Here is a 23,217-nt window from a genome sequence, read left to right on the forward strand (position 1 = left end):
CGTTATCTTTGATAATCAAAAAAAGAACTATATGAAAATCAAAACCTTAACATTATGCGTTGTGATAGCCTCTATAGCTTTTGCATGCAATTCTAACAAAAAACAGAACGAGGAAGCCCCAGACAGTATAGATTCTTCTCAGGTATCAACTACAGCTCAGGAGCCTCAAACAGCAGTATCTGCCAAAAAATTCGATATTAATTCTATTCCTGTTTCAAACAAATCACTTGGCACTTTTCCATATTTTAACCTGCCTGAGAATTATCAGGGAACACCTAAAAATAACACGACAGACTATGACGTTGCCTATTTCTGGGTAAAAGACCATTTTGAAAAACCGGAAGGGAAAATTTTCTATGCCAGAATTACTGCCAAAGAAGGAAAATCATATAGTGATCTTGAAGTAGCAAAAAATCTGGACGAATTAATTAAAAGTGTTGATGGCGTAAAAGTATCTGAAATGAAAACTCCTTCAGATTCGTCTGCTGCGATTCCAGAAAATAACCGTATAAAATACATAAACGGTTATGGCTTTATTGCAAATGCTATTACTACCACTTATTTAATTCGCCGTCCGGATAGAAATATTTGGGTGCAGCTTACTCCGGGTGATGATGCCGTTTCTGCCGGCTGGATGATTCTTGAAACAAAACCTTTTAAAATAACAGCTTCTCTTATCAAAGCAGATGAAATGAAAAAAGAACTGGATACAAAAGGACATATTGCTTTATACATCAATTTTGATACCGATAAAGCAACAATCAAACCTGAATCTCTGCCTATTATAGATGAAATACAAAAACTATTGACCAGCAATGCCAGCCTGAAAATTGCTATTGAAGGTCATACCGACAATAGTGGTGCTGCATTACACAACAAAAAACTTTCTGAAGACAGGGCTAATGCTGTAAAAACGGCATTAACTGCCAAAGGAATAAGTACTGCAAGATTACAGACAAAAGGATTGGGTGCCGAAAAACCTATTGCTGATAATGCCAGTGAAGATGGCAAAGCAAAAAATCGTCGGGTAGAAATAGTAAAAATATAATACTTACTATCAATATTACCGCTCAAATACTTCTAACCTTGAGCATTTTTATATAAGAAACGGAGACTTTAACAGGTCTCCGTTTTTAGTTTATACTTCCTTGATTACTTAATATCTGATAATTTAAAGCGATTCTCCTATTGACAATAAAACAGGTATAAATACGCATTGTCCTTTTTTTATTTATTTTTTAACTTGTTACAAATAAAAAACATCGTAATAACCTGAATATTAAACAAATAACATTCCTAATAAATTAAATAAGATTTCACAAAGCTTACTAACATCAAACTATATTATCATGGAAAAATTTATGACTAAAAATGGCGTTTCTGTCAGAGCATACAAAGGCGATGCAATGACCCTATTAGCTTTTGACCTAAATAGCAGCATGAAGAAAAACTTTGTTGGTTTTACAATTAAAGTCCTGACTGATAATAATAGAAAGTTTTACATCTACAATAAGATGAAATTTAATAGTTCAGTAACTCTCCATAGACAATTAGCAGAATGGGACAATGTATTAAGCAGCGAATTCTCTCCTATTCAAAAATTTAGATGGGTTCATGTTCCATCGACTGTACACTACATTGAAAATCCTTATTTTGGTGAATATACTTATCAGGTAACACCCAGATATGTAAAAAATAATACTCTATTAGCTCTTGATCCCAACTTGACCGTTGAAGTTACTATTAATGTTGATTCATTTAAAAGCGGCAAAGTTGAACTTGGTTTTACCAGGGCATTTATCTCCTCACAAGCCTTTGGATATCATTTTGGGAATAAATTAAACTTAAGGCCAAATAAGACAGATTTAACTTTTAATATTTCAAAAGCAGCCGGTTCAAGAACACTTAATGGTGTAGAGAAAGAATTTACTTATGAAGAAATTCATCAATATTTAGGGTGGCAGGCAAGAGACCGGGTAACCGACTTTTTAAATGAAGTTATAAATAATAATGCATTAAAACTGGATGTATTTGCATACGATTTGAATGAACCTGTAATAGTAGATAAAATAATGCAATTAGCAGAACAAGGCAGGGTTAGAATCATACTGGACGATTATCCAAATCATAAAAAAGCAGGTTCTTTTGAGATGAAATTTGATAAAGCATTTAGAGAAAAAGCTTTAAATACAAATCAAATTGAGAGAGGATGTTTTGGTAGTCAGGCACATTCAAAAATATTTATTCAAAGAGAAAATAATGCCAATGCAAAAGCATTAAAAACCTTAACCGGATCAACCAACTTCACCACAAATGGTTTGTACATAAATGCTAATCATGTTGTTATATTTAATGATGAAGATGTTTCTAAAGTGTATGCAGATGTTTTTGATGCTTCATTTGGTAAAGCACAAATGGATGTTTTTAATGCGAGCACTTATGCCAATACTAGTTTTAGTTTCGATAAAGATGGTGTAACAAGCACGATTATTACATTTGCCCCGCACCCAAAAAGCTTTGTTGAAAATCTATTTGAAAGTATTAGTTCTAAAATACTGAATGCAAAAAGTGATGTCTTGTTTGCCGTAATGATTGACGACAGTAACAGTAAAATTCTGGATGCACTTAAAACACAAGTTGAATCTGAAAAGATATATACTTTTGGAATTACAGATAAAAAAGACAATTTAAAATTATATAAACCCAATAGAAAAACCGGTGTTAAAATATCTGCCTTAGATATTAATACCAAATTAAAAAAACCATTTAAAGATATTATTGGGGTTCCCGGTTTAGGACATGTTATACACCATAAATTTGTAGTGGTTGATTTTAAAGGAGCTGACCCTGTTGTTTATTGCGGAAGCAGTAATCTGGCTTTTAATCCTGAGCAAAAAAATGGAGATAATTTAATTGAATTTAGAGATAAAGATATTGTAACCGTATTTGCAATTGAAGCTATTCGATTAATAGATCACTATCATTGGTTAAATAAAGGCATCATTGAGAATATTAATACTGATGAAATGACATTGTACACTGCAGCCGAAAAAACAAAATGGTATACCAAATATTACAATGCAAAGGATTTACGCTGCAAGGAAAGAGAAATGTTAATCAAATAAAAACAGAAAACCTGCAAGTTGTAAATTTGCAGGTTTTCTGTTTTTATTTGGACACTTTCAAGGTCACATTTTAACTAATCTTAATCACAATTTTGCCAAATGCTCCTTTAGCTAAATGTTGATATGCCTCTATAGCCTCCTCAAATGAATAAATTTTTTCGATAACTGGTTTGATATTGTATTTATCAAAAGCCTTATTCATTTCTTCAAATGCTTTTAAATGACCAACCGCTATCCCTTGAACTCTTGTTCTTTTAAATATTACATTCATCAAGTCAAGATTCGTATTTTGCCCTTGTAAAAAACCAATTACAGATACTTGCCCTCCGACTTTGGCAGCCCTAACAGAATCATTTAAACCTTCGCCTCCTGCAATATCCAATATTTGGTCTGCACCAATTCCATTCGTTAGGTTTAATACCTCTGTTGCCCAATCAGGAGTTTGCTTGTAATTAACAATTTCATCTGCTCCCAAATCTTTCGCTTTTTGCCCCTTCTCATCATCACTTGTTGTTAAAATTGTTTTTGCCCCTAAAGCATGTGCTATTTGCAAACCAAAAATAGACACTCCGCCGGTACCTTGCAGTACAACGGTTTCCCCTGTTTTCAAATTTCCACATGTTACCATAGAATACCAAGGCGTTAAGGCTGCTATAGGTAAAGTAGAAGCTTCTTCATCATTTAATGAGGAAGGCGAAAAGACAGTAGAGCCTTCTTCTAATATCATGTATTCAGCCAGCCCTCCAGACAAAGGAGAACCTAAAGAAAACTCTTGTTCATTGTCGGCCGGTTTTCCGTCGATCCAATGAGAATAGAGATGCGATGTAACTCTGTCTCCAATTTTAAAACGATTAACACCTGAACCAATAGCAACAACAGTTCCTGAAGTATCAGAAACAGGAATTACTGGAAATTGTATTTTATCTGGTGTATAAATCCCGTCAACAATTGCTTTATCTCTGAAATTTAAAGAAACTGCACCAACCTTTATTAGGATTTCATTGTGTTTTGGTGCCGGTATATCAACATTATCTAATGTGAGATTCTCCAAGCCAAAAGCATGTAATTGCCAGGCTTTCATTGTTTTTAAATTTTCTTCCATTTTTATTTTAAAAAATTAATTATTCTACTACTTCACTAATCTGAAAGACTGGTTCAATATCTGTATAGTTAGGCACATCACTCATAATTTCGGCAAAATGCGGCACCAACGAATTTTCAAAAGTCTCCATACTGTCAAAGTATAGGTGTGCAACAATATGGTAGAATGGTTTTGAACCTGGTTCTCCGCCTGCAACGCCTTTGTCTACCGCAACATGTTTCAATGCATCCCCTGTTAACCTTTTAATCATTGGTAAATGACTGTTTTGATAGTAATCCAAGTTGAATTTTTTTCCATCAAGGTTTTTGTAATACGCGATTAGTTTAATCATTCCTTTTTCCATTTTAATTAAATTTTAGAATTGTTATTATTTGTTAATACTTAATTTATTTCAATAGTTTCAACGATTTGTCCATAAGAACTTAAGCATCAGTTCTGCATCCCATTCCACATTTTCCAGCATTTCCTGAGTACCTCCATGTTTTGGCTCCCAGCCAAGCAAAGCTCCGTTTGTGCTTTTCATTCTTACGTTACTGCCCCAAAACCAGCCTTTTTGTAAGCCAGTTACAGCTACAGGACTTGTTATAAGCTTTTTTGAATACAATATTTCAGCAATTCGATGAGCTGCATCTGACCAAACAAAATATTCACTTGCCGGATAGTAGATACCTTTCAATCCTTCAGGTGCGGTATCTTTAAGAGCAGAATCCATTACTAAAAGATATAGTTCAGCCAAATCAGCTACATGAACATTTGTCCATTGATTTTTACCTTCACCTACATACATCACTTTGCGGCTTACCAAAGACTGATATACCAGCCGGGGTATTTGAATAGACATACGGTTTTCTGCAAATGCGCCAAGTCCTTTTCCAAAAACAGTTGGAGGAACCATCAGATAGGTTTTCAAGAGCCCTTTTTTTGCTGCTGCAAAAACTTCAACATCTACAAAACGATGTGGTGCATAACCCGGAATAGATTCGTGGGCTTCAAAATCAGCATCATCCCAGACAACTGCTGCCAGATCTTCTAAAAGAGGACGACCTTCTCCATTAGAGTTTTCAGATAAAACACCTGCGCCTGAAGTGTGAATAAGAATTGGACGCTGTCCTGTTTGTTTTGCACGTTCTTCAAGTCCTTGAATAATAGCTTCTACACTTAGCAAATGGTCGCAATTAGCTGTATTAAATACAATATCTGCCTTTTGGGATTCTGTGGATATGATCTGCAAATCATTCAAAGTACCAAAAATTGGCTCTATGCCGAGTTTTTCTAATTTTACTGTATCTTCTTCATTACGAACAAGTGCTGAAATATTAAAGCTCTTTAAATAATCACGTGAAAGCATTAAGTGAAGAAAAGTACCACCAATATATCCTGTTGCTCCTGTAATGAAAATTTTCTGTTTGTTCTCAATTTGACTCATATTCAATAAATATTTTGTTGTTATTTATTTTGACAGCTGGTTTTTAAGCTTGTACAAAGTTCAAATAAATCTCAATCTAAAAACAGATTCAGATTTGATAAAAAAAAGAGTATCAGTTTGTTCTTTAAAGGAATTAAAATTGCTTTCTTTGTATAGCCCTTAATCATATAATCAACTGATTAAATTATACTTGAGAGCACAATATTGTTTTATATCTAAAATATCATGGAAACAAAAGAGAAGCTCTTTTTATATGAAGAGACTGCCGCTAAAATTGAGAGTTCTATAAAACAATTGCAATTGCAGCCGGGCGACAAAATTGCATCGGTTAGAAAAATTAGTACAGAATTCCATGTTAGTGTAAATACCGTTTTCCAGGCATATGCAATCTTGGAAGCTAAGGGAATTATTTATTCAAAACCTAAATCCGGCTATTTTATCAGCATGTCTCCAAAATCTGCAATCATTTCCCTTAAAAAAAATGATTTAACGTTACCTACAATAGTTGACATTACTGCAATGTCAGCAGTAATGATGAAAAAGGCAAAAGAAAAAGAAATTGTAAATTTCTCAATCTTAGCTCCGGTAAATGAACACTTACCTATTACAAAACTGAACAAGTATGTAACTTCATCCCTTTATGAAATTAGCAACGATAATTATCAATATCATCTTGTAGATGGACATCCAGCATTAATTAAACAGTTAGCTTTAAAAACATTTGACTGGCCCAACAGCATCAGCCAGGACAAAATTCTTGTAACGAATGGCTGCATGGAAGCGATAAACCTTTGTCTAGATGCAATTACCAAACCGGGTGACATTGTAGCTATTGAATCTCCTACCTATCATGGGATATTGCAAAGCCTCGAACAAAGAGGGTTACAGGCTTTGGAAATAGGTGTAAACCCAGAAACAGGATTATGTTTAGATGATCTCAAAGAAGGTCTCAAAAAAAACAAAGTTGCTGCCTGTATTTTCATGCCCAATTGCCACAATCCTGTTGGGTGCAAAATGCCTGAGGCTAACAAAATAGAGTTAGTCAATTTATTGGGCGGGTTAGACATTCCGCTTATTGAAGATGATGCCTTAGGAGAATTAAGTTTTCATTCAGCAGTTTTTCCTGCCAAAGCTTACGACAAATATAATAATGTATTATACTGCTCATCTTTTTCAAAAACATTAGCTCCCGGTTTTAGAATAGGCTGGGTGTCAGGAGGGAAATACCATCATGCAATTGAAAAATTAAAATATGGTTCCAATATGTCAACAAACAGTGTGCTTCAGGCTGCAATTGGAAAATATTTAGAAAGCGGGCAATACAATAAACATATCCGAAAAATGCGAAATGCACTTCAATCGCAAATGCTAAAATATCTAAGTACAATTTCTGAGATATTTCCTGCAGGAACAAAACTTGCAATCCCACAAGGCGGTTTAAGTATCTGGATAGAACTTCCACCAAAAATAGATGCTTATGCTTTACAAAAAGAAGCATTAAATAAAGGAGTAGGCATATGCCCCGGACATATATTTTCAACTTCTGATTTTTTTCATCATTACATAAGAATAAATTATTGTCCCCTATGGAATCATAAAACTGAAAAAGCAATAAATACATTAGCAAAAGTTTTACAAAGATTGACCTAAATCAATAATTACATTTTTTTACTTAACAGTTTGCATTTTCAAATAAATGATATAAAACTTTATCCTAATTTTTGATTTTTTACAGAATTGCGCTTTTATCTCCTTAAGATACGGTTTAATGAATAAGTCTGAAAAAGCAAAAAACCCTAAAAATCATAAGATTTCTAGGGTTTTGAAACTATTTTGAGATTTTTTAGCAGAAAGGAAGGGATTCGAACCCTCGATACAGTTACCCATATACTAGCTTTCCAGGCTAGCTCCTTAAACCACTCGGACACCTTTCTATTATTGGTCTGCAAAGAACACAAAAAAAATCGAGTTTAAAAAGTAAAATCTAAGATTACTTTTAAATGCTTTTACTAAATTCTTCCATAAATAATTTTACGGCTTTTTTTTGATAACCTCCAATCGTTAACATAAAAGATTCTCTTTTGGTTGCAACACCTGTAATTTGTATCGCCTTGAGCTGATCCCAGCCTTTTAAAGCTTTTTCAGCCACGATCGTCGCCCAATCACTGTTCTCTACCATTTGCAATAAAGCGTGTATAGAATGCAGTTCTATTGAGATTTTGGGCTTCATATTAAACTTCTGGAATAACTCTTCTACAAATTCTCTCGAATTCGATCCTTTTCCGGGCAATACCAACGGGATGTTTTCTATTTTCTTAAAAGCTATTTTATCCAAATCTGCTAAAACGTGGTTTTTGGAAACCGCCAAAACCATGTAAGAAGTAAACAAAGGCACTTTTTGAATTGGCAGTTCAATTTCGTGCGATGAAATAACCAAAACAACATCTAATTGATTATCCAGAAGCTTTTGTTCTAAAGCTTCTGTAGTTCCATATTCAACAACAATTTTCAGGTTCTGGTATTTTTTAGCAAATGTATTGACGATAGGAAGAATCAATAAACCAAAAATATAAGTTACACCAATTCGCAGTTCACCGCCAATCATTTCGTTTAAATCTTCAATGGCCTGTTTTCCATTTTCTACATTTTCTACCACTTTTTTAGCGTGAATTAAAAAAACAGAACCAGCTTCTGTAAGCTGTACTTTCTTTCCAATTCTTTTAAACAAAGGCAGGCCGAGTTCTTCTTCCAGTTTTTTTATTTGCTGCGAAAGCCCGGACTGCGTTACAAAACACAATTCTGCAGCCTTTGTAAAATGCAGCACCTCAGCCGTTTTAATAAAGTATTCGAGTTGGTAAATTTCCATATTGATAAGTTTTAATACTTATTATAAGTAAAATTATTAATTTTTCTAATGAAATCATAATCCCGACCTTTGTATTAAATATTTAAGATCATGTTTAAAGCGTTAAAATCAAAAAACTTCAAGTTATTCTTTTACGGGCAATCCGTTTCAGTTATTGGGACCTGGATGCAGAAAACTGCCATAAGCTGGATGGTTTACAGCATAACCGGATCTGTATTTTTATTAGGACTGGCTACTTTTTTAAGCATGATTCCGTCTTTATTTTTGGCACCGTTAGCCGGAAGTATTATTGGACGTTACGACAGACACAAAGCAATGCTTTTATTACAGTCTATGGCGATGATGCAGGCCGGAGCTTTGGCAATTTTAATTTATTTTAAAATCTATAACATCAACTTCATTTTAGCTTTGAGCTTAATTCAGGGAATTATAAATGCGTTTGATATGACTTGCAGACAAACGATGATGATTGATATTGTTGACAATAAAGAAGATCTGCCAAACGCTGTTGCACTAAATTCAACTTTAAATAATTTTGCCAGAATTGCGGGTCCTGCACTGGCCGGAATTATTCTGCACAATTATGGTGAAGACATTTGTTTTATTGGAAATTTCCTTAGCTATATTCCGGTTTTAATTTCGCTTTTAATGATGAAAATTACGCCACACATCAAAGCGGTAGATAAATTTAAAATGCTCGAAGATTTCATTGAAGGTTTTGATTACGTAAAAAAAGAAGCCGAAATGGCCAAAATGCTTTTGATGTTAATGTGCAGCAGTTTATTTGTAATTTCTTTTAATACACTGATGCCGGTTTTTGCCAAAGATATTTTTAGTGGAAACGCACAAACTTTCAGCTGGTTTGAAAGCGCCGCCGGAATTGGTTCAATTTTATCTGCAATTTATTTGGCAAATCTTAAAAAATCAGACTACATGAGTAAAATAATGATCGCTGCGAGCTTATTATTGGGTTTTAGCATCATTATACTCGCGTATTCAAATAGTTTGACTGTGGCGCTTATTTGCATGGCCTTGAGCGGTGTGGGAATGATGGCACAAACTTCATCTATAAACATTTATGTACAGACACAAAGTGCGGTAAATATGCGATCAAGAAGTATTAGTTACTATTTAATGGCTTATCAGGGAATGATTCCTGTGGGAAGTTTAATTATCGGGTACGTTTCACACATTATCGGAACCAGACATACGGTTGCGATTCAGGGAATAATTTGTATTCTTTCTGTGATTGTTTATGTGTATTACAAAAAACATAAAACTTCTGAAGAATTGGAAACTTGTCCTGTTCCTTATGAAAATTCTAAATTTTAATAAATTCCAATAAAAAAATTCCAAATTCCAATTGTCGGTAATCTTGTCATTTCGAGGAACGAGAAATCGCACTAGAAATTCGACAAAGATTAGCACCATTAGGAACGGAGCTGCTTGTACGATTTCTCGTTCCTCGAAATGACAAACTATACTTGTTATGCGTTTTGGAATTTGGAATTTAAAATATTGGAATTTTATTTATAACGAAATTTCACCGCGTAAAGCAGTTTCAAAAACGTCTTTAAATTCATTTTGTGGAATATTATGACCCAGTAAATACATTAATTTTGTAATTGCGGCTTCTGTAGTAATATCTTTTCCCGAAATAACGCCAAGAGATTTTAAGGCTGTACTGGTTTCGTATTGTCCCATGTTTACGCTTCCGCCAGAACATTGCGTTACGTTTACAATGTGCATTCCAGAATTGATTGCTTTTTCAATTAAATTTAAAAACCACTCTTCGGTTGGGGCATTTCCTGAACCGTAAGTTTCTAAGACAATTCCTCGTAAACCAGGAGTAGCCAGTATCGAAGCCAAAACTACTTCGCTCATTCCCGGAAACATTTTTATAATCGCTACGTGATTGTCTAAGTTTTTATGAACAATTAAATCTGCACCTTCTTTTACCGGAAGAAATAAATGCGAATTCAATTTTAAATGTACACCAGATTCTACCAATTCAGGATAATTTGGTGCAGTAAAAGCTCTAAAATGTTCAGCGTTTACTTTTGAAGTTCTATTTCCGCGATATAATTTATATTCAAAATACAAAGAAACTTCATTGATAACAGGTTTTCCGTTTTCCTGCAATGAAGCAATTTGAATTGCTGTAATAAGGTTTTCTTTAGCATCGGTACGCAAATCTCCAATTGGTAACTGCGATCCTGTAAAAACAACTGGTTTTGCCAAATTCTCCAGCATAAAACTTAATGCCGAAGCCGAATATGACATGGTATCTGAACCGTGCAGCACCACAAATCCGTCATAAGCAGCGTAATTTTCCTCGATAATTGTGGCAATTTTTGTCCACATTTTCGGATTCATGTTCGATGAATCTATCGGGTTTTCAAAAGAAACACTTTCGATCTCACAATCTAATTGTTTAATCTCTGGAATCTTCTGTATTAATTTACTAAAATTGAAAGCTTTAAGCGCTCCGGTTTCAAAGTCTTTGCTCATACCGATAGTTCCTCCAGTATAAATCAAAAGTATTTTTGCTTTAGATGACATCTTGGTATTTTAATTTATTGACAACCGGATTGGCATACATTGCCAGAAACCCTTGTCTGGTAACAGGATTATCGCTTCCGATACGCATTTCTAAACGACGCTCAAAAAGTGATTTTTCGCTTTCTTTATACAAATGAGAGAATCTTGTTGTTTCGTTTAAAATATCGTAAGCAATAAAATTAGTAGGCCATAATTGATAATTTGTCAAAATGGTATCATCAATAACTTGTGCCAAAGCCTGAACTTGTTTGTTAACGTTGTCATTTTCGGCAACAATTTTATCAATTTCAGTATCTAAAACATCGCCAACAGAAATATGTATTCTTTTTTTAGTTCCCATGATACCACTTAAAATGGTCATGAAATCTTCGTTTTTATCTTTAACGTAAACTTCGTTTTTTGATTCTGCCATTAATTGCGGCATTTTCAAAACATCTGTAGGATCGTATTCATAAGAAATAGAAACCGGAACGATCCTTAATTTCTTAAAATAATCCATTAAGTTTTCTTCGTCAGAACCCATTCCAATCATTTTTAAAACGCCCGGATTGGTTTCGTCATTTCCATCTTTTGTTCTTCCTTCTCTTTGTGCAATCCAAACCGAACGATTTTCGCGAAGCAATAACTGTCCCATATATTCGGCAAGCAGTTTAGAACTTTGCAGCATTTCACGAGGCGTTAATCCTCTTAAAACCAAAAAGTTTCTATTTAATTTTGCTAAAGTTGCCAGGAAAGCTTTTTTAACTAAATTGTCTCCAATTGCAGACGCTGTCATTACCAAACCATGTTCAAACAAACAAACATTCAGCAAAGTGGTATCTAAAAGAATATCTCTGTGATTTGAGATAAACAAATAAGAAGTATTTGGTTCCAGTTTCTCAAAACCTGAAGTTGTTAAGCCTTCAGAACTTTTCTCTAAAACCTTTTGTATGGTATTATAAATAAAATTGCATTGAAAATCACGAATAGAATGCGTTTTCTTTAATTGCTCTTTCCAAACTTCATCTTCAACTTCCGGAAAAGTAAAGTTCATCATGGTTTTCATCATTGGGTGATTTACAACATCATGAAGTGCTTCATTTATTTCGGAATCATAAAACGGTCGAATGGCATCAAATTTCTGCATTATTTATATTGGTTTTAAGTGGGCAAAAGAACAAAAAAAAAATCAAAGTTTTGTAAGGCTTGGGTTAAATCCCAAAAACGTCTTTTGAATTTTGAGTTGTTATTGCTGCAATCTCTTTTTCAGATACATCATATAAGTCTGCCAGCTTCGAAATTACATTGACTAAATAGCTGCTCTCATTTCTTTTTCCTCTGTACGGAATTGGCGCCAAATAAGGCGAATCTGTCTCCAATACAATGTGTTTTAAATCGATTTGATTTAAAAACTGATCAATTTTTCCGTTCTTAAAAGTTACCACACCTCCAATTCCTAATTTCATTTTATAAGAAATTGCCTGCTGTGCTTGTTCTAAAGTTCCTGAAAAACAATGAAAAATCCCAAATAAATCTTCAGATTTTTCTTCTTCTAAAATTTCAAAGATTTCATCAAAGGCTTCACGGCAATGAATTACGATGGGTAATTTGTATTGTTTTGCCAGCTGAATTTGTCTTCTAAAAGCTATTTGCTGTTCTTTTAAATGCGTTTTATCCCAATACAAATCGATTCCTATTTCGCCTACTGCGTAGAATTTTCGTTTTGATAATTCCGTTTCTACATGTGCTAATTCTTCCAGGTAATTATCTTTTACATAAGTAGGATGCAAACCCATCATTAGGAAAATATTATCGGGATAGTTTTTCTCTAAATCGTACATTGACTGTGTCGCGGCAGCATCGATGGCAGGAATAAAAAAGCGTGTAACTCCAGCATCAATGGCGCGTTGAATCATTTCGTCACGATCCTGATCAAATTCTTCAGAATATAAGTGTGTGTGTGTATCGGTAATAATGGGTGCTGAATTCAATGGTCTAATTTTAAAGTTGTCAAAATTACGACAATATTAAAAGAATAGCAATTGCTTGTTGGAACACGGATTTTACGGATTCACTTCTTGAAAACGCGGATGAGAACGGATTTTTTATGCTTTTGTCAGACTGAGCGATCCCGAAGCTTCGGGAGAAGTCCCGCAAAGAAATGCGACAATCTTTGTCGAGCTGTTTGTGTGTCCTTCGACTTCGCTCAGGATGACATAGAGGACGTAAAAAACCTTTGACAAAGGTCTCTAAAAACAAAAAAACGCAAAGCTTTAAAACTTTGCGAATCTCTGTGTAAAATCTTTGTGTTTCTTTGTGGAAGTACTAATCCAATTGATGCAAAAGTTCTTCAACCTGATCGTAACCTTCGTAATCTTCAGAAATGGTTTCCAGTATTTTTTTGCAGCCTTCGTAATCTTTTTGTTTTAATTTAGATAAAGCCAGATACCAAACAGCTTTTTCTTTATAGGCAGAATTTCCTGCTTTCAATTCATTAAAAACAGCTTCGGCTTTTATATAATGGCTTTCTTCTAAAAGTGAAACTCCATAAAAAAATTGAATTTCTGCTGTTTTATTCTTTTGCAAAATGGTTTCAAAAAGCGGAATTGCTTTATTATATGTTTTATGATTATATGCTTTTTCAGCCTGTTTTAAAGTTTCATCAGCAGTTGATCTTTCGGTAAAAGAAGCATGTTCGGGATTATTGTAATCTCCATAAACCGGGTTTTGGTTGTAATTAAAAAAGAACAATCCGAACAAAACGGCAACCGAAGCAGCAACAGCCAAATACCAAGGTTTTAAACCGATAACTTTTGGTTTATTATCAAAATGTTTCTCTGCAATCTGACTCAGGTTATCTTTGAACGCTTGTCTTTCCTGTTCAAACCCAAATTTATTGTCCAGCTGAAATTGTATGTTTTTAAAAGTTTCAAACTGTGAAGCAAATTCGGGATCTTCGACTAATTGTTTTTCAAAATCATTTTTTGCCTCAATTTTTAATTCGCCTTGAAGATATTCATCAAATAATATGTAGCGTTCTTCGTTCATGACTAATTGTTTTTTAAAGAATTAAAGTTTTTTGCTTCCTGAATCCACTGCGTTAACTGGCCAACACAAAGCGACTTTTTTTTACGAACATAACCATATGTTACATTTAGTTTTTCGGCAACTTCTTCCATCGATTTAATTTCAAAACTCAGCTTTAATAACTCTTTGCATTTGTCTCCTAATTTTTGAAACATGGTGTCAAAAAGCTGTTGTTTTTCATCAAATTCTTCGGTTTGTCCAATCAGTTCAAGAGCAGATTCATTTATAGATACTGCATCTTCGATAATTGTTACCCCTTTGTTTGATGTTTTTTTCAATTCATTGAGCCATTTTCTTTTACACAAAAGAAAAAAGTACGCATCAAACGGGCAGGTTAACTGCAGCGAATTGGCTTTGGCCTGATTAAAGAGCAAAATCAATACTTCCTGAATCACGTCCTGAGCATGGTCTCTATCGCCAGAATTGTTCATAATAAACATTACGACTTTAGGAACATACTTTTTATATATAGATTGGATCACTGTCGAATCGTTTGCAGCAAGTCCGTCAATATACTTTTGGTCAGGATGCACTTTAGTTTTACTCATAAAAAAACTTTTAATCAGATAAAGTTAAAAAAGAATCTCAAATAAATTTCAAATAAAAGGGTAACAATTAACAATTACAGTTGATATAAGGAAACAAAAATCTTTTAAAAGAGTTAAAAATTAAGAGAAAATGGAAACTTATCAATTTACCAGCGACAAGACTTTAGATCAATTTTACAAAATGATCTCTGCCAAAACCCGTAATGGCTTTGTAATCGTAGAACATAACGAGAAACTACCCTATGTTGTTTTATGCCGGGAAAAAAAAGTTATCAAACATTTTCTGCACTTATTTCTTACCTGTCTCACTTTCGGACTTTGGTCAATTGTCTGGATCTATTTAATTGTTACGCTTTCGCGGAAGCAAAACATTCTCGTAGCTGTTGATGAAGACGGAAATCTCTTTGAAGACAAATGTCTTTCGGCATAAATCGAAAAAAAATAAAAATCAGGGGTAACAAACAAAACCACAAGTTGATATAAGCATATAAACACTATAAAAATATTTTTTGAAAACAGGGGTAACAATATCAAACCCTAATTTATATAAGATTGTAATTAATAACCAGAATCTGAAAACCACTTGACGATCAAGTCAGATTTATAAAAACTAGAAATTATGAACACAAATTTTAAAACTATCGGACTTTTATTTCTATTATTAGTTTCTTTTGTAAGCTGCGACACCAGCGATGGAGATGATACCGGCAATGTTATTCTGTCTCCAACATCGGCAGCTTTTAAAAGCATCAGCGAAAAAGGAGTAAAAAGAAATACACAAAACTTTACAATTACAGCCGGAGATGGTATGGTAACGCTAACATCTGCAAAAGGTGTAAAATTACACATCAACGGAAACTGTCTTACTAAAAACGGAAATGCTGTAACGGGAGAAGTTAATATCGAATATATTGAACTTTTTGACAAAGGAAATATGCTGGTTACTAATAAACCAACAATGGGAATTACACCAGACGGAAAGAAAAACCTTTTAATTTCTGGAGGAGAATTCTTTATTAAAGCTACACAAGGCGGTGTTGAATTACAAACTTCTTGTTATTTGAGTTTAGTGGTTCCAACTGCGCTGACTGACGGTTATGACAATGCCATGACATTGTGGACTGGTGTAATTGAGGAAGATGGTGATTTGGCCTGGAAAGATGCCAGAGGTGCTGACGGAAAAGGCGGCGTTCAAGGCGAAGGAAACAGTTACTATGTAACTTTTGGAAACTTTGGATGGACAAATGTGGACCGTTTTTACAGTGATCCAAGACCTAAAACCACTATTTTAGTTGATGTTCCAGACGGATACAATAACACAAACAGTGCTGTATATCTTTCTTATGATGGAGAAGGTACAAATGCTCTTGCAAAATTGGATACCTATACTGCCGAAGGATTGTTTAGCGAACATTACGGACAAATTCCAGTTGGTCTTGCGTGCCACATTATTTTTGCAACAGAAGACAATGGTAACTGGAGATATGCAATAAAAGGAGTGACTACGACTGCAAATGCCGTTTACACCTTTACACTAGCCGAAACAACAGTCGGTACCGAAGCTCAACTAGTTGCTGCAATTAATGCCATACAGTAACTTATAAATGCTTTTTTAAGAGAAAGTGATGATTTGCTCATCACTTTTTTTTACATTTAATCCTGTTTTAAAATTGATTTTGATGATTTTAAGACTAAAAACTGTCTAGTTATGAAACCACAACTGTCTATTTTCTTTATTCTATTTTCAATTTTCTCAATAGGACAAACCAAAGTAAAAGACACCATAACCCGAAGAGCAAATATTGGTTTTATCCAAAATGGAAATGCCGTTTCTTTTAAACCCGAAACGCCTCCGTTGATTCCAATTGCAGGCGCGCCAAAGCCTAGTTTTTCTTATTTATGGGAACTCGGCGACGGACATTACAGTAAAGAAGCTGAGCCAAAACATGTTTATAAAAACAAAGGAACTTATACAACAAGGCTTGCTGTAACAAACAATTACGACAACGGAAAACCTCCTGCAACGCGCCCGAAAAAAGTGGCTGTAAATGATATTACTGATACTAATTATAAAGACATTGCTTCTATTGCTGATCAAAATGGTTTTGCGATTTTAAAAAACTGCGATCCCATTCCGGAACAGGAAATGGTAGTCGTAGTAAGTTATCAAAATCTGGAGAATTATGTTTCCAGCGGAAAGCTTTATTTATTTTATAATGAGAAACAATTCAAACATAATAATTTCGAATTAAGCGATTTTAGAACCTATGCAAACGAACGTGAAGTAAAAGAAAACGTAGTCGCTTCTGTCGATGATCTTGACGATTCAAATAATTATGTGGCTTCCGCCGAAAATAGTTTCAAACTTAAAAAATACCGAAATACAACTACCGAAGAAGATCTCGATGCTTCACTTTTAGATGCCAATAAAACCTATCATAATGTTTCGGTTTTAGAATTTGATGATGCAAATCCGGGAGAAACTCGCAATGTTTTTTATACGTTTAAAACTACTCCCGAAATGATAAAAGATACGAGCGCAACGGTCACGATGCGCGGTATTTTTGTTCCAAATCGAAGTTATAAAAACCATAAGATTAAAAATCTGGAAATGGAAATCGTAACGTCGCACGATCCTAATAAAATGGGGTCTAACGGACGTTTTATGAATTATAGATTAGTCCGTTTTAAAAGAGTAAATTTCAAAACCCGTTTCCAAAATAATGGCGAAGGTCCGGCGAGAAAAATTCGTTTAGAAACCGATGTTCCGGATATGTTTGACAAGAAAACTTTTCAAATAGAAAGTATGTATCCAGAATGTCCAATTTGTCCAAAAGGCGAAGAACCAACCGTAAGCTGTCTCGATACAATTATCAAACAAAAGCAAATTATATTTACGTTTAAGAATATTTATCTTCCGGGAACGGAACAAAAAAATGTGCACGAAAAAGACAGTACAAAAGGTTTTGTAAAATATTCGATGAAGTTTGGCGAAGATTTTCATAAGGTAAAAACCAAAAGCCGAACTTCGATTATTTTCGATAAAAACGAACCTATAATTACCAATTACGCCACTACTAGATTTTTACCGGGAATTTCGATTGGTGTAAAAGCGGGTTACAACTTTTATCCTGATTTAGATAAATCGACAAGTTATTTTTTGGGAGCGACGCTTTCACCTTTTAAATCGTATCGTTTTTACTGGCAGATCGAATGGGTGAATGCATTAAACCAATATAACAGTGCGGTTACTGTTGTAGATCAAATAAATACGAATGCAAACGGTGTAAGACAATTGATACGTACCACTACAGCAACTGAAAATAAAAATATTAATTGGGAAATTCCTGTTTTGATTCGGTACAACATTAATAATTACATCGGAATTGGTGCCGGAATTCAGGCGAATATAAATGTCTCGCAAGAACAAAATCAGAACTTAACGATTGATACTTATGAAGGCGATAAAGAGAACTTTTTAATTGGTACAAAAACAGAAACCAACAATATAAAAACTTCTTTTACCGATTTTAAAACGGGTCTTTTGTTTGATTTAACGGCAGGTTTCGCCAGAATTGGACCGAGTTTGGGCGCACGCTACGTAATTAATTTTGAACAGAATTTTAATTACTTTCAGGTTTATGGAATATGGAAGTTTTAGTTTGTTTCACAGAGATACACAAAGGATGCACAGAGATACGCTAAGATTTTTTATTCTTTGTGTATCTCTGCGAAAAATCTTTGCGAATCTCTGTGGAATAAAATTTAATATGAACTTATATAACTTATATGGTTTAATCTTTCTTTTCCTAACTCTGAATGTTTTCGGGCAGCATCAGGAAGATAAAATATATAATGCTGTTGATAGTTTTACTGCTCATCCTTCCGCGAAAGCGTTACAAAATTTAACGAATACCGAAGCTGATTTTTGGAGAAATCCAAAACCTAAAACCAAAGATGAATTTTTAGCAATTGTGGTTTTAAACTGTAATAAAGCCTATTATGAAAATCAGTTTGGGCAGACACAAAATGCGATTTCGAGTTATGAAAAAGCATGGCAGATTTACCAAAAACAGAAACTCAGCAATTATGACATTATTGAATTCTGCTTAAAACCTTTAGGGAATTTATATACAGTTTTAGGCGATTATGACAGCGCCGAAAATACTATTAAACAATATTTTTTTATTGTAAATACTTCTAAAAATTATCCTGATACACAAAAGCAAAAATTTGCTGCAATTTTGAATTTATCGAATGTTTATCAGAGTTCGGGGAAAATTTCTTTGGCAATTGAAGTTTTAGAAAATACTCTAAAAACAGAGCAATTATCGAATTCTCAGAAAGGTCTTTTATGGAATAATCTTGGAAATAATTATTGGTTGAGTTCCAAACAATTCATTAAAAATGCTCCGCAGAATGCTGAAAAAGCATTTGAATCTTCCATAAAATATCTTCAGAACGAAAAAGAACAATTCGAAACTTTATCCAATTCTTATCGAAATCTGGCTTCGATGAACAGACAATGGCAACAATTTGATGTTGCTGATTTTTATATGCAAAAGGCTGAAAAATTATTTTTAGAATCTAAAAATCAGCAGCCTAGAAAATTGGGAAAACTGTATTATGAAAAAGCTTTGTTGTTTTTTGATAAAAAAAAATATGATGAAAGTACAAAGCAGATTTCGGCTGTTTTTAAAGTTTTAATTCCGAATTATAATTCGAAAGATGTTCTTCCAAATCAAAATCAATTATATGCTGAAACTGTTTTAGTTGATGCACTTGATTTACAGGCGGAAATTCTAAAAATAAAAGATCCTAAAAAAGCACTAAAAGCTTTTGAACTTTCATTTTACATTGAAGATTTATTAATGAATAGTCTAGTTTATGAAAACTCAAAAATCCTAATGCAATTGCGATCACGAAATCGTACCGAAAAATGCATTTCGATTTATGAGGAATTGTTTAAAAAAGAAAATAAAACCGAATATCTTGAGAATGCTTTTCAGTTATCAGAAAAAACAAAATCAGGGATTTTAAAAAGTTATCGCTCGAATATTAAAAACGCTTCCGCGGAAGAAAAACAGCTTTTACAAGAACTTCAAAACATTAGTAATTCCATTTTAAAAGAACAGCAAAAAGTCGAATTGGCTAATATTTCAGAAATAAACAGGTTCATAAAAAAGCAAAATGAGATAATGATTTCATTAAAAAATGTACAATCAAAAAATGCAGATTATATTCCTGAAAAATGTGATTCAAAAGCTTTACTTTCAAAATTAGAAAATGATAAAGCGATGATGGTTTATTATTTTATGGGATCAGAAAATTTATATTTTTTCATTTTACAAAACAACCAAATTGGTCTAAATCACATTAACATCACTCATCTTGGTATTCCGAGAATTGCACAGTTTATTGATTATTTTAATAAACCAGATGCTATTACAAATGATATTTCGGGTTATAATCATTATGGGAAAGATGTTTATGATTTATTAAAATTACCAAGCAATGCCGCTTACCAAAACCTAATAATTGTTCCTGACGGAATTTTAAATTTCCTTCCTTTTGAAGCATTAATTACACAAGAATCAAAAACAACAAATTTTGCTAAAATGCATTATTTATTGAACGATTTCAAAATTGCTTATAACACCTCAGCCAATATTTATCTGAATTCAAAAACTGTTTCAAAATCAGAGAAAACAGTTTTGGGAGTTTTTCCGGTTTTCGAAAAAACGACTTTTGAATTGAGTTATTCTAAGAAAGAATTAGAATCGATTCGGAATAATTTTAAAGGAAAATATTTAGAAAATTCGAATGCAATTTTTTCTAATTTTAAAAATGATGCTGCAAATTATTCCATTTTACATTTGAGTACACACGCTTCATCGGGCGATATTGAAACTCCGGCAAGCATTAAATTTTACGATCAGGAAATCTTATATTCTGAATTGTATAATCTGCATATAAATCCTGATTTAGTAGTTTTAAGTGCCTGCGAAACCGGAATTGGAAAATTGTATAAAGCCGAAGGTGCAATGAGCATTGCAAGAGGTTTTCAGTTTGCTGGCGCGCAGAATTTGTTGTTTTCTTTATGGAAAGTAAACGATTTTACAACTTCGGTTTTTATGTCTGATTTTTATAAAAATGTCAAGAATGATGTTTCTTATTTTGAAGCAAATTCAAATGCCAAATTGGAATATTTAAACGACAAATCGATTCCAAACGCGAAGAAATCTCCTTATTACTGGAGTTCATTTGTGTATTACGGTTCAATTTCTACAGAAGAAAAATCTAGAAATTATATCTATTATGTGATTAGCTTTTTGATTGTAATTGGTTTATTTTTGGTTTTCAATCAATATCGAAAATGGAAAATCTTCACGAGGTTCTCAAAAAAGAGAAATATAAAAAAATAAAATTCAAGGTTACTAAAACACAGCATCTTTCTATAAAAGCAAAAATTAACGGTGTATCTGGAAGTTTCATTTTAGATACGGGAGCATCAAACACCTGCATTGGTTTAGAAAGCATTGAACGTTTTGAAGTATCTGCAAAAAAATCAAAAACAAAAGCATCAGGAGCCGGCGGAACCGGAATGTCAACCCAGATTTCTTCACAGAATATTTTACAATTAGGGAGTTGGAAAAATAAAGGTTTCACTATTGTAATTTTTGATCTTTCACATGTAAATGAGGCTTTACAATCTTATAAAGCAAAACCGGTTCACGGCATTATTGGTGCGGATGTTCTGCTTGAAGGAAAGGCAATTATTGATTATTTTAATCATTATTTGTATTTGAAATGATTACACAAATGTTTACTACTTTAAACATTCGTAAATAAATTCGAAAAAAGAAACAAAAAGTTATCAACAAAACATGGCAAAATAAAAATCTTATTTGATAGTTATTTGACAAATAGGTGTATTTTTACACAGAAAGCCAGTAAAATCAAGGCTTTCTTATTTGATGGTTATTTGATTATGGAACAAGAAAAGTTAATAAATATAGTAAACGACTTAATTAAACAGCCCAACGAAAGTGAATGGGTTGAATTCAAATTGAATTATCATTCGGCTGAGGAAATTGGCGAACGTATTTCTGCACTATCGAATGGTGCCTGTTTACATAACCACCCTTTTGGTTATCTAATCTTTGGAATAGAAGATAAAACTCATAAAGTTGTTGGAACTACTTTCAAAATAAAATCGCATAAAAAAGCGGTGAAGAATTAGAAAGTTGGCTGATGAATCGATTAGCACCGAAAATAGATTTTAGGTTTCACGAATTTGAATATGAAGATGGAATAAATATAGCCATGATTATAATTCCATGCGCCGAAAACCGCCCAGTAGACTTTTTTCATATATCATATATTAGAATCGGCAGTTATACCAGAAAACTAAGTGAATTTCCTGAAAAAGAAGGCAAAATTTGGAGAAAAGCCCCAGACAAGCCTTTAGAAAATCGTGTTGCTAAAGCAAATGTTACATCTTCTGAAATAATAAGTTTACTAAATTCCCAAACTTATTTTGAACTATTAAAGCTTCCATACCCAAATACTCAGGAAGGTGTAATAAAAAAATTTATTTCTGAAAAATTTATAAAAAAGAATAAAGAGCTTTACGATATAACAAAATTAGGAGCTATTTTGCTTGCTAAAAATCTCGAAGAATTTGATGAAATAGGCAGAAAGGCGGTAAGAGTAATCGTTTATAAAGGAAAAAATAAAGTTGAGACAATAAGAGAGCAAATAGGTAAAAGAGGATATGCAGTTGGTTTCGACGGATTAATTGACTGGATTAATGGACAATTACCTGCTAACGAAGAAATAGGAAAAGCTTTTAGAAAAGAAACAAAAATGTATCCTGAAATTGCAATAAGAGAATTGGTTGCAAATGCTCTTATTCATCAAGATTTTAACGAAAAGGGATTTCCAATGATCGAAATATTTTCAGATCGAATAGAAATTTCAAACCCAGGTCTTCCACTTATAACTCCACAACGTTTTATTGACGAATATATTTCTCGAAATGAAAAATTAGCCGATATCTTAAGGAGATTTGGAATATGTGAAGAGAAAGGAAGTGGAATTGATAAAGTAATATTCTATAACGAAATGTTTCAATTACCTGCTGTTGATTTCATAGTTTCAGAAAAAAGAACAAAAATTACTATGTTTAGCTATAAAGAACTTAATCATTTAGATAAAAAAGATAAAGTTAGAGCATGCTATCAACATGCTTGTTTACGCTATGTGTCAAATGATATAATGACTAATCAAAGTCTACGAGAACGCTTCCAAATTGAAGAACAAAATTCCGCAATAGCATCAAGAATTATAAAAGATACAATAACTGAAGGTTTAATAAAAGATGATGATCCTTTAAGTAATTCAAGAAAATATAAAAAATATATCCCTTTTTGGGCTTAAAGAATAGATTCTCTATATTATTATAAAATTAAAAAATCCCAAACTCCTTTCGGAATCTGGGATTTTTCGTCTAAAATTAA

At 33.2% G+C, this 23,217-nt stretch carries 20 protein-coding genes and 1 tRNA gene; 11 read left to right on the top strand and 10 right to left on the bottom strand.

Annotated elements, in window-relative coordinates; translation table 11 throughout:
* Positions 1 to 31: 31 nt before the first annotated feature.
* Together LUU93_RS01755 and LUU93_RS01760 are read left to right on the top strand one after the other, a co-directional pair.
* The gene (locus LUU93_RS01755) at positions 32 to 1,048 is read left to right on the top strand and encodes an OmpA family protein (protein WP_232677582.1); all 1,017 of its coding nucleotides are present in this window, start codon (positions 32 to 34) and stop codon (positions 1,046 to 1,048) included.
* A 301-nt stretch (positions 1,049 to 1,349) separates the two neighbouring features.
* Positions 1,350 to 3,125 (top strand): phospholipase D-like domain-containing protein, encoded by a 1,776-nt coding sequence (locus tag LUU93_RS01760; RefSeq protein ID WP_232677583.1) that lies wholly within the window; start codon positions 1,350 to 1,352, stop codon positions 3,123 to 3,125.
* Between the two features lie 70 nt (positions 3,126 to 3,195).
* Here LUU93_RS01760 and LUU93_RS01765 read toward each other — a convergent pair whose 3' ends face one another.
* The 3 genes from LUU93_RS01765 to LUU93_RS01775 are packed head-to-tail and all read right to left on the bottom strand — an operon-like array spanning position 3,196 to position 5,653.
* Positions 3,196 to 4,227, bottom strand: coding sequence for a zinc-dependent alcohol dehydrogenase family protein (locus LUU93_RS01765; RefSeq protein ID WP_232677586.1), 1,032 nt, complete (start codon positions 4,225 to 4,227; stop codon positions 3,196 to 3,198).
* A gap of 19 nt (positions 4,228 to 4,246) precedes the next feature.
* Positions 4,247 to 4,570, bottom strand: a complete 324-nt coding sequence (locus LUU93_RS01770) for an EthD family reductase (RefSeq protein WP_232677588.1) — start codon at positions 4,568 to 4,570, stop codon at positions 4,247 to 4,249.
* A gap of 57 nt (positions 4,571 to 4,627) precedes the next feature.
* Positions 4,628 to 5,653 carry an NAD-dependent epimerase/dehydratase family protein gene (locus LUU93_RS01775; protein ID WP_232677590.1) on the bottom strand — a complete coding sequence of 342 codons (1,026 nt, stop codon included), beginning with the start codon at positions 5,651 to 5,653 and terminating at the stop codon, positions 4,628 to 4,630.
* 225 nt (positions 5,654 to 5,878) lie between these two features.
* Here LUU93_RS01775 and LUU93_RS01780 point away from each other — a divergent pair, with 225 nt between their 5' ends.
* Positions 5,879 to 7,303 (top strand): aminotransferase-like domain-containing protein, encoded by a 1,425-nt coding sequence (locus LUU93_RS01780; RefSeq protein WP_232677591.1) that lies wholly within the window; start codon positions 5,879 to 5,881, stop codon positions 7,301 to 7,303.
* 197 nt (positions 7,304 to 7,500) lie between these two features.
* Here LUU93_RS01780 and LUU93_RS01785 read toward each other — a convergent pair.
* A tRNA-Ser gene (locus tag LUU93_RS01785) sits at positions 7,501 to 7,587 on the bottom strand.
* Positions 7,588 to 7,649: 62 nt separating this feature from the next.
* Positions 7,650 to 8,519: a LysR substrate-binding domain-containing protein gene (locus tag LUU93_RS01790; protein WP_232677592.1), complete on the bottom strand. Its 870-nt coding sequence runs from the start codon at positions 8,517 to 8,519 to the stop codon at positions 7,650 to 7,652.
* A gap of 90 nt (positions 8,520 to 8,609) precedes the next feature.
* Here LUU93_RS01790 and LUU93_RS01795 point away from each other — a divergent pair, with 90 nt between their 5' ends.
* The gene (locus tag LUU93_RS01795) at positions 8,610 to 9,851 is read left to right on the top strand and encodes an MFS transporter (protein ID WP_232677593.1); all 1,242 of its coding nucleotides are present in this window, start codon (positions 8,610 to 8,612) and stop codon (positions 9,849 to 9,851) included.
* 198 nt (positions 9,852 to 10,049) lie between these two features.
* Here LUU93_RS01795 and LUU93_RS01800 read toward each other — a convergent pair whose 3' ends face one another.
* The 5 genes from LUU93_RS01800 to LUU93_RS01820 form a co-directional block, all read right to left on the bottom strand.
* The gene (locus LUU93_RS01800) at positions 10,050 to 11,081 is read right to left on the bottom strand and encodes an asparaginase (protein WP_232677594.1); all 1,032 of its coding nucleotides are present in this window, start codon (positions 11,079 to 11,081) and stop codon (positions 10,050 to 10,052) included.
* Complete coding sequence (locus LUU93_RS01805) at positions 11,071 to 12,207, bottom strand: 1-acyl-sn-glycerol-3-phosphate acyltransferase (protein ID WP_232677595.1); 1,137 nt, start codon at positions 12,205 to 12,207, stop codon at positions 11,071 to 11,073. Before LUU93_RS01805 ends, LUU93_RS01800 begins: the two co-directional genes overlap by 11 nt.
* A 64-nt stretch (positions 12,208 to 12,271) precedes the next feature.
* Positions 12,272 to 13,051, bottom strand: a complete 780-nt coding sequence (locus tag LUU93_RS01810; protein WP_232677596.1) for a TatD family hydrolase — start codon at positions 13,049 to 13,051, stop codon at positions 12,272 to 12,274.
* A gap of 334 nt (positions 13,052 to 13,385) precedes the next feature.
* A complete protein-coding gene (locus tag LUU93_RS01815; protein ID WP_232677597.1) occupies positions 13,386 to 14,108 on the bottom strand; it encodes a tetratricopeptide repeat protein in 723 nt (240 codons plus the stop codon).
* A 2-nt stretch (positions 14,109 to 14,110) separates the two neighbouring features.
* A complete protein-coding gene (locus tag LUU93_RS01820; RefSeq protein WP_232677599.1) occupies positions 14,111 to 14,695 on the bottom strand; it encodes an RNA polymerase sigma factor in 585 nt (194 codons plus the stop codon).
* Positions 14,696 to 14,825: 130 nt separating this feature from the next.
* On the opposite strand from LUU93_RS01820, the gene LUU93_RS01825 reads away from it, so the two are divergent.
* The 7 genes from LUU93_RS01825 to LUU93_RS01855 all read left to right on the top strand — a co-directional run bounded on the left by LUU93_RS01825 (position 14,826) and on the right by LUU93_RS01855 (position 23,137).
* Positions 14,826 to 15,125 carry a hypothetical protein gene (locus LUU93_RS01825; protein ID WP_232677601.1) on the top strand — a complete coding sequence of 100 codons (300 nt, stop codon included), beginning with the start codon at positions 14,826 to 14,828 and terminating at the stop codon, positions 15,123 to 15,125.
* Positions 15,126 to 15,314: 189 nt separating this feature from the next.
* On the top strand, positions 15,315 to 16,292 hold the full coding sequence (locus tag LUU93_RS01830; RefSeq protein WP_232677603.1) for a hypothetical protein: 978 nt from the start codon (positions 15,315 to 15,317) through the stop codon (positions 16,290 to 16,292).
* Between the two features lie 111 nt (positions 16,293 to 16,403).
* A complete protein-coding gene (locus LUU93_RS01835; RefSeq protein ID WP_232677604.1) occupies positions 16,404 to 18,356 on the top strand; it encodes a PKD domain-containing protein in 1,953 nt (650 codons plus the stop codon).
* Positions 18,357 to 18,465: 109 nt separating this feature from the next.
* Positions 18,466 to 21,120 (top strand): CHAT domain-containing protein, encoded by a 2,655-nt coding sequence (locus LUU93_RS01840; RefSeq protein ID WP_232677605.1) that lies wholly within the window; start codon positions 18,466 to 18,468, stop codon positions 21,118 to 21,120.
* The gene (locus LUU93_RS01845) at positions 21,072 to 21,509 is read left to right on the top strand and encodes a retropepsin-like aspartic protease (RefSeq protein WP_232677608.1); all 438 of its coding nucleotides are present in this window, start codon (positions 21,072 to 21,074) and stop codon (positions 21,507 to 21,509) included. Before LUU93_RS01840 ends, LUU93_RS01845 begins: the two co-directional genes overlap by 49 nt.
* A gap of 177 nt (positions 21,510 to 21,686) precedes the next feature.
* Entirely contained in the window at positions 21,687 to 21,938 is a 252-nt protein-coding gene (locus LUU93_RS01850) for an AlbA family DNA-binding domain-containing protein (protein ID WP_232677610.1), read from the top strand.
* An 11-nt stretch (positions 21,939 to 21,949) separates the two neighbouring features.
* A complete protein-coding gene (locus tag LUU93_RS01855) occupies positions 21,950 to 23,137 on the top strand; it encodes an ATP-binding protein (protein WP_232677611.1) in 1,188 nt (395 codons plus the stop codon).
* The last annotated feature ends 80 nt before the right edge of the window (positions 23,138 to 23,217 follow it).

The organism is Flavobacterium soyae (genome assembly GCF_021245985.1).
Lineage (GTDB): Bacteria > Bacteroidota > Bacteroidia > Flavobacteriales > Flavobacteriaceae > Flavobacterium > Flavobacterium soyae.